Annotated in this window: 13 protein-coding genes and 1 tRNA gene; 5 read left to right on the forward strand and 9 right to left on the reverse strand. The window is 66.7% G+C overall.

All coding sequences use genetic code 11. The annotated features are described in order from the left end of the window. Nucleotides 1–499 precede the first annotated feature (499 nt). Nucleotides 500–1477 carry a hypothetical protein gene (locus BST44_RS20815; protein WP_083178990.1) on the forward strand — a complete coding sequence of 326 codons (978 nt, stop codon included), beginning with the start codon at nucleotides 500–502 and terminating at the stop codon, nucleotides 1475–1477. Between the two features lie 137 nt (nucleotides 1478–1614). Here the strand turns inward: BST44_RS20815 and BST44_RS20820 are convergent. The 9 genes from BST44_RS20820 to BST44_RS20865 all read right to left on the reverse strand — a co-directional run bounded on the left by BST44_RS20820 (nucleotide 1615) and on the right by BST44_RS20865 (nucleotide 9957). Continuing rightward, nucleotides 1615–1687: transfer RNA gene (locus BST44_RS20820), tRNA-Arg, on the reverse strand. Between the two features lie 186 nt (nucleotides 1688–1873). Continuing rightward, a complete protein-coding gene (locus tag BST44_RS20825; RefSeq protein WP_083178991.1) occupies nucleotides 1874–2326 on the reverse strand; it encodes a DUF5709 domain-containing protein in 453 nt (150 codons plus the stop codon). A gap of 45 nt (nucleotides 2327–2371) precedes the next feature. Continuing rightward, on the reverse strand, nucleotides 2372–2797 hold the full coding sequence (locus BST44_RS20830) for a hypothetical protein (protein ID WP_083178992.1): 426 nt from the start codon (nucleotides 2795–2797) through the stop codon (nucleotides 2372–2374). Nucleotides 2798–3250: 453 nt separating this feature from the next. Continuing rightward, on the reverse strand, nucleotides 3251–4660 hold the full coding sequence (locus tag BST44_RS20840) for a phosphoribosyltransferase family protein (RefSeq protein ID WP_208619854.1): 1410 nt from the start codon (nucleotides 4658–4660) through the stop codon (nucleotides 3251–3253). A gap of 83 nt (nucleotides 4661–4743) precedes the next feature. After that, on the reverse strand, nucleotides 4744–5568 hold the full coding sequence (locus tag BST44_RS20845; protein ID WP_083178994.1) for an LLM class F420-dependent oxidoreductase: 825 nt from the start codon (nucleotides 5566–5568) through the stop codon (nucleotides 4744–4746). 23 nt (nucleotides 5569–5591) lie between these two features. Then, nucleotides 5592–6647: a poly-gamma-glutamate hydrolase family protein gene (locus BST44_RS20850; protein WP_083178995.1), complete on the reverse strand. Its 1056-nt coding sequence runs from the start codon at nucleotides 6645–6647 to the stop codon at nucleotides 5592–5594. Beyond that, nucleotides 6648–7904: an Nramp family divalent metal transporter gene (locus tag BST44_RS20855; RefSeq protein ID WP_208619856.1), complete on the reverse strand. Its 1257-nt coding sequence runs from the start codon at nucleotides 7902–7904 to the stop codon at nucleotides 6648–6650. Between the two features lie 83 nt (nucleotides 7905–7987). Further along, entirely contained in the window at nucleotides 7988–9064 is a 1077-nt protein-coding gene (locus BST44_RS20860) for an NAD(P)H-dependent amine dehydrogenase family protein (RefSeq protein ID WP_083178997.1), read from the reverse strand. Between the two features lie 101 nt (nucleotides 9065–9165). Continuing rightward, entirely contained in the window at nucleotides 9166–9957 is a 792-nt protein-coding gene (locus BST44_RS20865) for an SDR family oxidoreductase (protein WP_083178998.1), read from the reverse strand. A 269-nt stretch (nucleotides 9958–10226) separates the two neighbouring features. Between BST44_RS20865 and pstS (BST44_RS20870) the strand changes: the two genes are divergently transcribed. From pstS (BST44_RS20870) to pstA, 4 genes are all read left to right on the forward strand, one after another. Further along, complete coding sequence (gene pstS, locus BST44_RS20870) at nucleotides 10227–11339, forward strand: phosphate ABC transporter substrate-binding protein PstS (protein WP_083179032.1); 1113 nt, start codon at nucleotides 10227–10229, stop codon at nucleotides 11337–11339. Between the two features lie 183 nt (nucleotides 11340–11522). Then, nucleotides 11523–12638, forward strand: a complete 1116-nt coding sequence (gene pstS, locus BST44_RS20875; protein WP_083178999.1) for a phosphate ABC transporter substrate-binding protein PstS — start codon at nucleotides 11523–11525, stop codon at nucleotides 12636–12638. A gap of 57 nt (nucleotides 12639–12695) precedes the next feature. Then, entirely contained in the window at nucleotides 12696–13640 is a 945-nt protein-coding gene (gene pstC, locus BST44_RS20880) for a phosphate ABC transporter permease subunit PstC (RefSeq protein ID WP_142274616.1), read from the forward strand. Further along, the gene (gene pstA, locus BST44_RS20885) at nucleotides 13637–14539 is read left to right on the forward strand and encodes a phosphate ABC transporter permease PstA (RefSeq protein ID WP_083179001.1); all 903 of its coding nucleotides are present in this window, start codon (nucleotides 13637–13639) and stop codon (nucleotides 14537–14539) included. Before pstC ends, pstA begins: the two co-directional genes overlap by 4 nt. Nucleotides 14540–14559 lie beyond the last annotated feature (20 nt).

Genomic DNA, 14559 nt, shown 5'->3' on the forward strand with positions numbered 1-14559 from the left:
CCGCAGGGCTCACCGCCGCGGCACACGATGCGATCGAGGACATGACCCCATCATCGCAGCCGGGTACGACAAATCTCGGCTGGCCAATTCGCTTCGGGGAGTTACTGCTCCGAAATGTTTCAGGGAGGACGTCGAGGCGAATTCGCGGCCACTGCAGCCAATCCGCGCCCCCTCAAGGTGCTAGTGGGAAGCTCGCCAGTCCAACGCGAGGCCTCATAGCGGGCAACCACGAGTGCGGCGCTGACGCGACACCCCCACTTTTCGGCCACCCCTCACTGATGACCGCGATCACGGCCTGATACCTCTGCTCGGCCACGCTCACTCCCTCATCCAGGGAGTGCCAAGGATCAACCGAAACCGCTGTAAAGGATCAGCCGAAACACTGTCACGCATCACCCGAAGACAAATGTCACGCATCAGCCGAAGACAAATGTCACCTATCAGCCGAGGTGATACACACCGATGAGTTAACCTCTCCGATCGGAGGGATGGTACGCACATGTTGCAAGTGCCGTTGTCCGGCTACCGATGGGCACTGTTCGTCGTGGGCGTCTTCGCCACCGCTGCCATCGCGATCGCGGGCCTCTCGACCCTCATCGCCTCGCAGACCAGCACACCTTCCACCATGAGATACCCACCGGCCGTCACCTCGCGGACCAGTCAGACGATCGCTGTCGAAGTCGATAAGCCCACCGCCGTTCAACCCAGTCAGGCGGTTAAACCCGGTCACGATATTCATTTCGGTACTGATATTGACCCCAAGACTGTTGACCACAGTCAGACTGTGGAACCCGGTCATACCGTCAGCGTCGCCATTCCAGACGCCGCCCTAGACAAGCTCGGACCATCTCATGAACCTTCGCTGAAATGGCTGGTGGAACCCGCGGCGACCATCCTCGCCGCGATCGGGGCCGCCGCCGCGACCATCATCACCGCTCGCATCGCGCTGAGCGGGGTTTTGAAGGGGGCCAAAGACAAATGGCTAGACGACCGCCTAGACGACGTATGGCAGCGATTCATCTGGATTGTCGATTCAGCCCGGGGGAAGCTCCTGGACTGGAACCAGCGGAAGACCCTTCTGGCCGGGCTAAGTGAAAAGGCCGACCAGCTCGAAGATCCTCAGCTCAGCAGCATAATCAAGCATTGGTTCTCCGAAGGGGCGGAGAGAATCTACAACGAGCTCGTTAGGAGCGAAGGCCCTAGCGAAACGCTAACGTCGCTCGGTAGCCCAGAGGATGCGATCAAAGCGGCGAAACGTGTTTTAAGGGACAAGACCCTAAGCCCTGACATCAAGGCAAGAGCCCAAACGCTTCTCGATCGTTCCAACAAAATTCAACAGGGCACCGACATCGGCGCGGCATTGGCAGCGATTTACAGTGAAATCGACGAAGACTCACGCCCGGAAAATGAACTCGCCTATTACGGCAGCCGCCGCAGCGGCGTCCTTCGTAAGACACCACCGGCGCCAACCGCGTAGAGGCCCCTGGGGCCCTAGCGCCCGATTTCTGAGATTGGCCGTGCGAGCGACCATGGTCAGCCGGGCGACCATCACCATTAACGACGAATAAACGATGGACATGTTTGATAGGTGGGCTAGATACCATGGTTGACCTGTGCCCCCGGCAGGATTCGAACCTGCGACACCGGCTTTAGGAGAGCCGTGCTCTATCCCCTGAGCTACGAGGGCGGGCCATCTGCGAACACCTGACTCACCCGCGGTCCGCATCCGTGAAGGCATCCGTGAAGGTGCGACTAGCGTCCTGGTGCCGTTTCGGGCGCTCGGCCGGCGGTCGAGCCGGCGGTCCCAATCCGGCGGATGTGAGTCTAGCGGGTCCTCGAGTGGTGGTCAGGGCCGTCGCACTCGCAAGTTCTCTCAGTCTTCGTCCTCGATGACATGCATGGCGGCCTCCTCGGCGGACGCTGCGCCCCCGTCGAGCCCGACGTCCGAAGCGACCAATTCGGCCTCGTAGTCCCCGCCGAATCCCTCGTCCGGCGCGACCAGGCGGCCGGCTCGGGCGCGGCCCACCTCGCGCCGCTGGGGGAATTCGGACTCGCGCTCGGATGCATCGGAGCGTTGCTGCTCGGCTTGGTCGAGCGGGACGTCGGTGCGCGCTGCCGGGTCGGGCTCTTCCTCCGCGAGGAGCTGATCCAGGTTCTCGCTCGGGCCGAAGGCGCCTCGCCCGTAGGGCCGCTCCGGTGGCGAATACCCCTCGTCGAGCACGTCGTCCACACCGCGATCCAGCAGGGTGTCCTCCGGCTGAAGCTGGTTGTCGTCCTCGACGCTGTATTCGCCCGCTGCGGGGCCGGTCTCATAGTGAGAGCTCACGATTTTCCCGCCATGTCGCTCGATCCCTGTTCTGGCACAACGTCCTCAGTGGAGCCGCTCGATCTCGTCGGCCGCGTCGGACAACGCCGCGGCGAGTTCGCGGGCGGCGATCCCGTCCAACGCATCGAGGTGGCGCGCATGCACGGCGATCCACCGCCGCGTCGAGCCGTCGACCTGTTGTCGACCGTAGATTTGAACGCGCGCCCGCCCGCCTCGCCGACTCGTGCCCTCGAAGTCGCGAAACCAGTTCCTGTCGAGCTGCCAGTCGAAGGTGCGAACCGCGCCGTCGGGTGGCGCGACAGCGCCGGACGGCATCCCGGCGGACATGTTCTTGGCCGCCCACTGTCGCGCCATGTCCAGCAGCGTTTGCGGTTCGTCGTGTTCGATGCGCTCGAGTTGAGCGATCTGCGCAGTAGTGAGCTGGTCGGCCACGTCGCGCCAGGTTTGGGCGGTGTCGTCAGATGTGGTCATGCTGTGCAGTCTGTGCGGCCGGCCCGCGGTTGGGGAGGGTCGAAAGTCATGTCTTGGGTCCGTCATGCCGCTGGTCAAGCTCACCGCTGACCCGACGAAAGAGGGCATGCGCCTCGGCCCGCCCGTCCAGCAGCGTGCCGAAACAGACCACGCGGCAATCGATCTCCTCGAATCCCGATCCGCGAGTCGCCAGGGCGCGGAGAATGACGACCGAATTCGTGACTCCGGGAAGGGAGGACGCCATGGCCGCAGACCCACAATGCGCCCGGTGCAAACAACCCATCGGTCCGGGATGGCTCTACCTGACTGCGCATCGCCGCGGCCAGGCCGCGACAGCCGAGGACGATACGGTACTCATCCACGTGCCGGATGAATGCCCACGCCCCGGGGAGCACGCGCCGCCGAGCTAGCCGAGTGGACATGCGTGCGGGCCTCCGCGTTGAAGCCTCCGCTTCACGGATTCGCGGGGAGGGCCGCCGGGCTCAAATGGTCGACGAACCAGTCGCGGGCGAGCACCGCGACCCGCTCGAGCGTCCCGGGTTCTTCGAACAGATGGGTGGCGCCGGGCACGACGGTGAGTTCGCACTTGGCGGGGATTGCATCGCGCGCTTGCCGATTCAGCTCCAGCACCATTTCGTCGTTGCCGCCGACGATCAGCAGTGTCGGCGCGTGCACCCTGGCCAAGAACGGACCCGCCAGATCCGGCCGTCCACCCCGGGACACCACGGCCGCGACGTCGACGCGCGGGTCGGTGGCGGCGACCAGGGCCGCGCCGGCGCCCGTGCTGGCGCCGAAGTAGCCGACCGGCAGCGCGGCGGTGTCCGGCTGGCCGCCCAGCCAGATGGTGACGTCGACCAGCCGACGCGCCAAGAGCTCGATGTCGAACACGTTGGCGCGATTCCGTTCCTCCGCCGGGGTGAGGAGGTCGAACAGCAGCGTGGCCAGGCCCGCGCCGTTCAGCACGTCGGCCACATAGCGGTTGCGGGGGCTGTGCCGACTGCTCCCGCTGCCGTGCGCGAACAGCACCACACCAACGGGGTGCTCGGGGATGGTCAGATGGCCGGCCACCGAGACCGAACCGGCGCTGACGCTGACTTCTTCGTCGCGTATGGGGGGATCGGCCGCGGCGGCATCGTCGACCGCCGCGCGGGATCCATCGCGGGCGCGATCGAGCAGCCTGACCACCTCGTCGTCAGAAGTCTGGGCAAAGTTGCGATAGCCCTGGCCGACGGCGAAGAAGAATTCGGGCGTGCGCAGGCAGACCACCTCGTCGGCGTACCCGGCGAACCTCGCGAACACATCGCGTCCGCCGATCGGAACGGCCAACACCACCCTGCTCGCGCCCTGGGCGCGGGCCACCTGGCAGGCGGCTCTGGCCGTCGCGCCGGTCGCGACGCCGTCGTCGACGATCACCGCGGTCCGTCCCGCCGACGGGATCCGCTCGTGCCCGCTGCGGAACATTTCCGAGCGACGAGCCAACTCAACTCGCTGCTTGGCCTCGACCGCGGCAATGTCGTCCGAAGATAGGTCGGCCTCACGCACCACGGCGTCGTTGATCACCCGCACCCCGCCCTCGCCGATCGCGCCGAAGGCCAGTTCGGGCTGAAACGGGACCCCGAGCTTGCGCACCACCAACACATCGAGCGGTGCCTGCAGCGCCTTGGCAACCTCGAAGGCCACCGGGACGCCGCCGCGCGGGAGGCCCAGTACCAAAACGTCCTGACCGCGCAGGAATTCCAGGCTCTTGGCCAGCTGTCGGCCGGCGTCGACGCGATCATCGAACGGTCTGAGGCCATCGGGCAACGAGGCCAGCCGTTGCGCCAGCGGCCGACCGCGACCACCACCGCGGCCCCTCGGAGTCATCCCCTCAGTGTGCCGCGACCGGCCGGCGCAGCGAAGGGCCGGAAGGCCACTGCGGTGGGGACCAACGCCCCCAGGTCCGCCGTTCAGCGCAGTTCGGCGATCACCTTCGAGAAGTTGTCGATGTTGTTGTCCTGCACGGTGAAAGACGACACGCCGTACTTTTCGCGATATCCGGACAGCGTCTCGGCGATCTCGCGGGGGGAACCGCTGAGCACCGATGGCATGGACAGAATCTCCTCGTCGGAGAGCCCCGGCGCGTAGCTGCGGGTCAGCTTGAGGTCGGGCTCGGTCTCTCCGTCCCGCGGCATCGCCGTGATCGCCAGGTTCAGCTCGAGTGAGTCGAACCGATCTCCGGCGGCGTTGCGGACGAACTCGACGCGTTCGGCGAAGGGGTCCTCGACGTCGCGCACCTTGGAGCCGGTCAAACCGATGATGTCGGCGTTGCGGGCCGCGATGGTCAGCACCCGGTCACCATTGCCGGCGATGATCAGTGGCGTCGACGGATGGTGCTCCTTCAAGTACTTCGTCATGTGTTCGAGGTAGTCGACCCGGGCGCCCGCGCTGGGGTAGGGGATTTCCGCGGCCTCGAATTCTTCGCGGACGTAGCCGGTGCCGAGCCCGATCTCCAGCCGGTTGTCACTGAGCAGATCGAGGGCTTCCATATCCCGACTGAGCAGGGCCGGCTTGTAGAACGCCGAGTTGAGCACGTACATGCTCAGGCGAAGCTTGGTGGTGACCATCGCCACCGCGGTCAGCGTCGGAAAGGGTGCCGCCGCGCCCAGGTGGTCGGGCACGCACAGGACGTCGAACCCGACGTCCTCGGCCCGCTTCGCCTTCTCTTCCAGCGCGGCGCGGGACTTGATGAAGCGCATGCTCAGCCCGAAACGAAAATCCTTGGCCACCAACAACTCCGTTCAACAGATGAGGACAATTACCAACAACGCGCCGCTTCCGCCAACCCCCGCACCAGGGCGCCAGTGATCGGCGACAGACCGTCGTCGCCGGGCAACGGGCTACGCGGGCTGATGCCACGCACGCGGGGGGACAGCTCCAGCTGGGTGCCGCCGTCGCGCACCCGGTTCACCGGGTTGCCCGGGTGCAGGCCCCGCAATTCCGGTGGGATGTCCGCGAGGTCGGTGATCACCTGATAGCCGGCCAAGTTGATGTGGCGGGCCAGGTGCGCCGCCAGCGCGCGGTTGCGGCCGCCGGCCAGCAGTTGCGTGCTGCGCCCGATGCGGCCGTAGCCGTGCAGTGACACCGCAACGTCGACGTGGTCCAGGAATTCGGCGAGCCGCGGCGACTCGGCCGGGTCGAACAGTGCCGACGGAAGGTGGTGGGGATAGCGGTCGGGATGACGCAGCACGTACACCGACGCACCGGCGGCGTCGGCGGCGCGTTCGGCGATCACGTCGGTCATCTCTTCCAGCCCGCCGCCGTGGATGGCGAGAAACCCGAAACGCGAACGCAATTGGCTGACCTCGAAGACGCCCGGCTCGGCCAATAACGCCGAAAGCGACTGCGGCGCGGGCCCGGACGCCGACGCCCGGCGCGGCCAGCGCGAGGGATCCCAGCGCCGCAGGAAGTCGATCCAGCGTTGCGGCAACCCGTGTTGCACCGCGCCGTCGATGATCTTGGGCAGGTAGCCCGGCCGGGGCGGACCCGGCGTCACCCGATGGTCGATGTAGACCCACGCCGGCGACGGCCCGTCGTCGGTATGCACGGTCAGCCGGTCGCGCCGGTAACGCACCGGCACACCCTCGGCGCTGTCGAGCGTCGCCAGGTCGCCATCGGAGATCTGCCAGACCACACCGTGCACCTGATTACCGGCACACGGTTCGACCGTGGCCACGCCGCGCTGGTTGATCAGCCAGTCGTGATCGGACAGGACCGCCGGCCGCGGATCGGTGGCGTCGGGGCATCGCTGCGCCATCTGCCTGACGCACAGGTTCGACCCGTATGCGAAGTAGGTATGCCGCAGGGCCCCCATTTAGCCGGTCACCGTCAGCCAGATGAGCACCACGTTAAGCAGACTAATCATTACGCCGACGGCCCAACCCATAATCGCCGTGACGGGATGGTTGGCGTCGCCGCCCATCAGTTCCCGGTCGCTGGTCAGCTTCACCAGCGGGAGGACCGCGAACGGAATCCCGAAGGACAGCACCACCTGGGAGAGCACCAGCGCCCGCGTGGGGTCGAACCCGACGGCGAGGATGACCAGGGCGGGGCACACGGTGATCAATCGGCGCAGCAGCATCGGAATCCTACGGTGCAACAGCCCCTGCATGATCATGGCGCCGGCGTAGGCGCCCACCGACGACGACGCCAGCCCGGACGCCAGCAATCCCACCGCGAACAGCACCGCGATGGTCGGCCCGAGCGTGTTGTGGATCGCGGCGTAGGCGCCGTCGATGGACGCGTTGATGTTGCGGTGCTGCAGGTTGATCGCGGCGACCAGCAGCATCGCCGCGTTCACCGTCCCCGCGACGGCCATCGCCAGCACGACGTCGAGCCGGGTGACCCGCAGCAGCAGGCGCCGCTGTGAGCCCTCGGCGGGATGCCCGTGCCGGTCGAGGACCAGCCCGGAATGCATGTACACGGCGTGCGGCATCACGGTCGCGCCCAGGATGGCGGCGGCGAGCAGCACGCTTTCGGTGCCCCGGAACCGCGGCACCAGCCCGCCGAGCACGTCACCGGGCGGCGGCGTCTTCACGAAGAAGCTCGCCGCGAAGCCGACCGCGATGACGAGCAGCAACCCGGTGATGACGCGCTCGAAGATGATCTGCCCGCGGCGGTCCTGGATCGCCAGGAGCAACAAGGACACCAGTCCGGTGATGATCCCGCCGAGCAGCAGCGGCAAGCCGAACAGGATGCGCAAGGCGATTGCGCCACCGACGATTTCGGCCATGTCGGTCGCGATCGCCACCAGTTCGGCCTGGACCCAGTAGACCAGCCGGACCGGACGGCCCATCCGCTTGCCGATGGCGGCGGGCAACGAGCGCCCGGTCACCAGGCCGAGCTTGGCCGACAGGTATTGCACCAGCCCGGCCAGCGCATTGGCCACCACGATCACCCACAGCAGCAGGTAGCCGAACTGGGCGCCGGAGCTGACGTTGGCGGCGACGTTGCCCGGATCGACATAGGCGATCGCGGCGACGAAGGCGGGACCCAGCAGATACCAGCTGCTTTTGAGCGAGTCCTGCCTGCTCTGCGTCAACGCGCCGCCCCTCGATTCTCTTGGCCGAATAAGAAAGTGAGGGTATCCGAAGACTACGGGCCGACCCAAAGGCCACCCGCCATTCGGGCACACACGTCTCTGCCGTGGGCCGGTCACCCGGGCAGGTAGAGGCCCTTCCCTGTGATCAGGGGGAGGTCCAGCGTCGTCACGATTCCCGGCGGGGCGGCCACCACCGCGGGGATCGCGTTGACCACCCGCATCGCGGTGGCGACCAGCCCGGCGTGGTTGTGGTCGCCCTTGCGGCTGCTCAGGCAGACGTCCATGGCGTAGGACGGTTCGCCGGTGACCTCGATGCGGTAGGACCCGCCGTGTTGCGCGGGCTGCGGCCACTCGGGGCACAGGTCCTCACGCAGCCGGGTGACGTGTTCGAGGACCACGACGGGGTCGCCGTTGACGAGGCCGAACACCTCGAACCGCAGCGCCGCCGCGCTGCCCTTCGGGATGTGTCCCGACGCGATGTCGAAGTCCTCGGGCGCGGGCACCCGCACGTATTCCTGCGCCACCGAGTCGAGCGAGACGCCCAGGCCGGCCGCGAGCTGCCGAACCACCGAGCCCCAGGCCAGGCTGAGCACGCCGGGCTGCAGGAGCATCGGGATCTCGTCGAGCGGCTTGCCGAACCCCATCACGTCGAACATGACCGCGGCGCTGTCGTAGGTGGCGTAGTCGACGATCTCCATGCAGCGGATCTGCTGGATGTTCTGACAGGTGCCGGCCAGCGCCAGCGGCAGCAGGTCGTTGGCGAAGCCGGGGTCGATCCCGTTGACGTAGACGCTCGAATTGCCTTCGCGCGCGGCGTCTTCGATGGGCTTGATCAGCTCTTCGGGGATCACCTCCCACGGGTATTGCAGGAACACCGGGCCGCTGCCCACGACGTTGATCCCGGCGGCCAGGACGCGCCGGTAGTCCTCCAGCGCCTCAGGCAACCGGTTGTCGGCCAGCGCGTTGTAGACGGCGCATTGCGGGCCGGTCGCCAGGACGGCGTCCAGGTCGGTGCTGGCGAGCACGCCGGTCGAATCGGGGAGTCCGGCAAGCTCGGCGGCGTCCTTGCCGGCCTTGGCGTCCGACGACACCCAGACGCCCCTGAGCTCGAACTCGGGGTTGGTGATGAGCGCGCGCAACGCGTGGATACCGACGTTGCCGGTGCCCAACTGGACGACGGGTATTGCCATGACGGGCTCCTCAGGGGTTGGTTCACGACCGTGAGCAGACGCAAAATCGCATGAACTGCGGGGTGCGCAGGCGAGTTTGCGTCTGCTCACGCGTCAAGGGTTCACAGGTCCGGGACGGGGATGTCGAGGTTGGGGTAGGTGAGGCCGCCGTCGACCTCCAGCGTCTTCCCGGTCAGGAAGCTGCCCGCCGGGGACGCCAAATAGACTGCGGCGGCGGCGATGTCGACGGGGTCACCGAGGCGGCGCATGGGGGTGGCCTTCTCCATCGGCGCGCGCAACTCGTCGTTGGAGGCCACCACGTCGAGCGCGGAGGTCAAGATCGAGCCCGGCGCGATCGCGTTGACGCGGACGCGCGGGCACAGGTCGAGGGCGGTCAGCCGGGTGTAGTGCGACAGCGCGGCCTTGGCGGTGCCATAGGCGGCGAAGCCGCGGCCGGCCAGCCGGCCCATGGTGGAGGTGATGTTGATGACGCTGCCGCCCCCGGAGTGCTCCAGCATGAGGGGCACCGCCGCCACGGTCAGCGCGTGGGCGGTGGCGACGTTGAACGTGAACGCGTCTTTGAGGTCCTTGGTCGAGGTGGTCAGCAGCGTGTTGGGCATGGTCCCGCCGACGTTGTTGACGACGATGTCTAGTTTCCCGAACGCCTCGACGGCCTGGCCGGCGAGTTGGGCGGTCGCCTCCGGGTGGGCCAGGTCGGCGGCGACGATGTGCGCCCGCCGACCGGCGGCGCGGACCTGTTCGGCGACGCCTTCTAGTTGTGATTCGGTGCGCGAGGCGATGAGCACGTCGGCGCCCGCCTCGGCGAAAGCCAGCGCGATGGCCGCCCCGAGGCCGCGACCGGCACCGGTGATGACGGCGACTTTGTCGTCGAGACGAAATCTGTCCAGGATCATTGCGGCCTCTCCTCGCCCAAGTTGTCAGCCGACACGGTAGCAAGCTCTGCCGTCTCGGATGCGGCATTTCTGGAACAGGTTCTACTTTTGCATATGGCGGGACCCGTACAACGGCCCGCGCCCAATTCGGGGCCCGACGACCTTGCCGCGTCTTGCGTCCACTGCGAGAACATTTACCCGGCGCTAGCCTTAGTGCTGACCGTTTGGTCGGCGTGCAGCGGCTATTGAATGGTGACGATGATGTTTGACCTACCCCAGTGGGATTCCCGTTGAGGCTGAACCGATTTGGCGCAGCACTCAGTGCCATGACCGTTGTTGCCCTGGTGGTGGCGGGGTGCGGGTCCAACGACAACGGGGCGGGCGAAGGGGGCGGCTCGGACGGGTCACCGGTCAAGGTGAGTTGTGGCGGCAAGAAGGCGCTGAAGTCCAGCGGATCGACCGCCCAGGCCAACGCGATGACCCGCTTCATCAAGGTCTTCGAGCAGGCCTGCCCCGGCCAGACGCTGAACTACACGCCGAATGGTTCCGGTGCGGGGATCGCCGAATTCACCGGAAATCAGACAGATTTCGCCGGATCGGATTCGCCGCTGGCGCCCATCGAATACTTTGCGGCGCGGCAGCGCTGCGGTTCGCCGGCCTGGAATTTGCCGGTCGTGTTCGGCCCGATCGCCATTACCTATCACGTCGCGGGCGTCACGTCGCTCAATTTGGACGGCCCGACGGCAGCGAAGATATTCATGGGCGCCGTCAGGCAGTGGAACGACCCGGCGATTCAGGCGCTGAACCCCGGCGTCGTGTTTCCCGCCGAGCCGATTCGGGTGATCTTCCGCAACGACCAGTCCGGGACGACGGACAATTTCCAGAAATACCTGGACTCCGCCGCCGACGGCGTCTGGGAGAAGGGCATCGGGAAGACCTTCAACGGCGGTGTGGGCGAGGGGGCCAAGGGCAACGACGGCACCTCGGCGGCGGTCAAGGCCACCGAGGGGTCGATCACCTACAACGAGTGGTCCTTCGCCCAGGCGCAGAAGCTCAGCATGGCCAAGATCATCACCTCGGCCGGCCCGGACGCGGTGGCGATCAGCGCCGACTCCGTCGGTCGAACGATCGCCGGCGCCACCTTCAGCGAGGAGGGCAACGACTTGGTTGTCGACACCTTCTCCTTCTACAAGCCGACGAAGCCCGGTTCCTACCCGATCGTGCTGGCGACGTATGAGATCGTCTGCTCGCAGTACCCGGATCCACAGGTCGCCGCGGCCGTGAAGGCCTTCCTGCGGAGCACCGTCGGCCCGGGGCAAAACGGCCTGGCGGACAACGGCTACATTCCCGTCCCGGCGTCGTTCAAGTCCCGGCTGTTGGCGGCGGTCGACGCCATTTCGTGAGCCTTCTCGCCCCCTCTGCGACCCCGGCCCACGCCGCCTTGGCCAGCGATGATCGGCCGACGGCAATTTGCCCAACGTTAACCTTCGTGCTGTTAGCTTCCGTGCTGCGAGAGACGCTGGTCGCCGGAGAGCGGCTAGGAGAACGTCGGCAATCATGTTTCATCCCTACCGTTAGGAAGTGACTTGAAACTCAACCGATTCGGAGCCGCGCTGAGCGTCGTGACCGCTGGTGCGCTGGCGTTGTCGGGATGCGGAAGTGACAACAACGCCACTGGCGGAAGCGGCGCGACCAGCGGTTCGTCGTCGGGCAGCGTGGCGTGTGGCGGGAAGAAGACGTTGAAGGCCAGCGGGTCGACCGCCCAGGCCAACGCGATGACGCGCTTCGTCAACGCATTCGAACAGGCCTGCCCCGGCCAGACGTTGAATTACACCGCGAATGGCTCGGGCGCGGGCATCAGCGAATTCAACGGCAACCAAACCGATTTCGGTGGCTCGGACTCGCCGCTCGTCCCGAAGGAATACGCCGCGGCACAGCAGCGCTGCGGTTCGCCCGCCTGGAACCTGCCGGTGGTGTTCGGTCCGATCGCGATCACCTACAACGTCAAGGGGCTGAGCTCGCTGAGCCTCGACGGTCCCACGGCGGCCAAGATCTTCAACGGCGCGATCACGACCTGGAACGACCCGGCCATCGCGGCGGTGAACCCGGGCGTGACGCTGCCCGCCGAGCCGATCCACGTGGTGTTCCGCAACGACGAATCCGGCACCACGGACAACTTCCAGAAGTATCTCGACGCCGCCTCCAACGGCGCGTGGGGCAAGGGCGCCGGGAAGACGTTCAAGGGCGGCGTGGGCGAGGGCGCCAAGGGCAACGACGGCACGTCGGCGGCGATCAAGGCGACCGAGGGCTCCATCACCTACAACGAATGGTCGTTCGCGCAGGCGCAGAAGCTGAACATGGCCAAGGTCATCACGTCGGCCGGTCCGGATGCCGTGGCGATCAGCTCGGACTCGGTCGGCAAAACGATTTCCGGGGCCAAGATCAGCGGCCAGGGCAACGACCTGGTGCTCGACACGCTCTCCTTCTACAAGCCGACCCAGCCCGGTTCCTACCCGATCGTGCTGGCGACGTACGAGATCGTTTGCTCGAAGTACCCCGATCCCCAGGTCGGTACGGCCGTGAAGGCGTTCCTGCAAAGTACGATCGGTGCGGGGCAAAATGGCCTGGCCGACAATGGGTACATTCCCATCCCGGATTCGTTCAAGTCGAGACTGTCGGCTTCGATCAACGCCATCACGTGATTTGAGGTGGTCGTGACCCGAGCGGTAGCCAGCCCGTCGACCCCGAAAAAGCCCGAGCTGAAGGCGCTGGGTGCGCCTTCGGCCCGGCGGGGTGACCAGTTGTTCAAACTGCTGGCTGCCGCTGCCGGTTCGACGATCGTGGTCGCGATCCTGCTGATCGCGGTGTTCCTGCTGATTCGTGCCGTTCCGTCGTTGCGGGTCAACCACGCGAACTTCTTCACCAGCGCCCAGTTCAGCACCACTGACGCGGGGAAGCTGGCGTTCGGCATCCGTGACCTGCTGATGGTCACGGTGCTGAGTTCGCTCACCGCGCTGGTGCTCGCGGTGCCGGTCGCGGTCGGGATCGCGGTGTTCCTCACCCAGTACGCGCCCAAGCGGCTGGCTCGGCCATTCGGGGCGATCGTCGACCTGCTGGCCGCGGTCCCGTCGATCATCTTCGGGCTGTGGGGCATCTTCGTGCTGGCGCCCAACATCGAGCCGGTCGCGGCGTTCCTCAATCGCAACCTGGGCTGGTTCTTCCTGTTCAAACAGGGCAACGTGTCGCTGGCCGGGGGCGGCACCATCTTCACGGCGGGCATCGTGCTCTCGGCGATGATCCTGCCGATCATCACGTCGGTCTCGCGGGAGGTGTTCCGGCAGACGCCGCACATCCAGATGGAAGCGGCGCAAGCGCTGGGTGCCACCAAGTGGGAAGTGGTGCGGATGACCGTGCTGCCGTTCGGCCGCAGCGGTGTCATCGCGGCGTCGATGCTGGGGCTGGGCCGCGCGCTCGGTGAGACCGTGGCGGTGCTGATCATTCTGCGCTCCGCCGCACGCCCGGGGAACTGGTCGCTGTTCGACGGCGGGTACACGTTCGCCTCGAAGATCGCCTCCGCGGCGGCCGAATTCAGTGAACCGTTGCCCACCGGGGCCTACATCGCCGCGGGGTTCGCGCTGTTCGTCTTGACGTTCGTCGTCAACGCGCTCGCGCGGGCCATCGCCGGCGGGAAGGTCAACGGATGACCGCCAACGTGTTCGACCGGCCGGTCAAGACCCAGGCTTTCCGGCCCGTCAGCATCCGTCGCCGGCTGACGAACAACGCGGCGACCGTGTTCTTCGTCGCCTCGTTCCTCATCGCGTTGGTGCCGCTGGGCTGGGTGCTGTCGGTGGTGGTGGCGCGGGGCTGGTACGCGGTCACCCGGGCGACCTGGTGGACCCACTCGCTGCGCGGGATTTTGCCGGAGCAATTCGCCGGTGGCGTCTACCACGCGCTCTACGGAACCGTCGTGCAGGCGGGGGTGGCGGCCCTGCTGTCCGTGCCGCTGGGCCTGATGACCGCCGTCTTCCTGGTGGAGTACGGTTCCGGCCGGCTGGTGCGGCTCACGACGTTCATGGTCGACGTGCTCGCCGGGGTACCGTCCATCGTCGCGGCGCTGTTCATCTTCAGCCTTTGGATCGCCACCCTGGGTTTCCAGCAGAGCTCGTTCGCCGTCTCGCTGGCGCTGGTCCTGCTGATGCTGCCGGTGGTGGTGCGGTCCGCCGAGGAGATGCTGCGGTTGGTGCCCGACGATCTGCGCGAGGCCAGCTACGCGCTCGGCGTGACCAAGTGGAAGACGATCATGCGGATCGTGTTCCCGATCGCGATGCCGGGCATCGTGTCCGGCGTCCTGTTGTCGGTCGCGCGGGTGATCGGCGAAACCGCTCCGGTGCTGGTGCTGGTCGGCTACAGCCGATCCATCAACACCGACATCTTCCACGGCAACATGGCGTCGCTGCCGCTGTTGATCTATACCGAACTCACCAACCCCGAGCACGCCGGTTTCCTGCGCATCTGGGGTGCGGCGCTGAGCCTGATCATCATCGTGGCCGTGATCAACCTGGTCGCGGCGGCGACGCGGTTCCTGGCGGCCCGCCGGCGCTGAGTAGCCCGCGCCGGCTCTCA

The sequence above is a fragment of the Mycobacterium scrofulaceum genome (assembly GCF_002086735.1).
GTDB lineage: Bacteria > Actinomycetota > Actinomycetes > Mycobacteriales > Mycobacteriaceae > Mycobacterium > Mycobacterium scrofulaceum.

Excerpts from the sequence above, each read along its gene's own strand:
- BST44_RS20815 (WP_083178990.1), top strand. The coding sequence starts at position 500 with ATGTTGCAAGTGCCGTTGTCCGGCTACCGATGGGCACTGTTCGTCGTG.
- BST44_RS20830 (WP_083178992.1), bottom strand. The coding sequence starts at position 2,797 with ATGACCACATCTGACGACACCGCCCAAACCTGGCGCGACGTGGCCGAC.
- BST44_RS20840 (WP_208619854.1), bottom strand. The coding sequence starts at position 4,660 with ATGACTCCGAGGGGCCGCGGTGGTGGTCGCGGTCGGCCGCTGGCGCAA.
- BST44_RS20850 (WP_083178995.1), bottom strand. The coding sequence starts at position 6,647 with ATGGGGGCCCTGCGGCATACCTACTTCGCATACGGGTCGAACCTGTGC.
- BST44_RS20860 (WP_083178997.1), bottom strand. The coding sequence starts at position 9,064 with ATGGCAATACCCGTCGTCCAGTTGGGCACCGGCAACGTCGGTATCCAC.
- BST44_RS20865 (WP_083178998.1), bottom strand. The coding sequence starts at position 9,957 with ATGATCCTGGACAGATTTCGTCTCGACGACAAAGTCGCCGTCATCACC.
- pstA (WP_083179001.1), top strand. The coding sequence starts at position 13,637 with ATGACCGCCAACGTGTTCGACCGGCCGGTCAAGACCCAGGCTTTCCGG.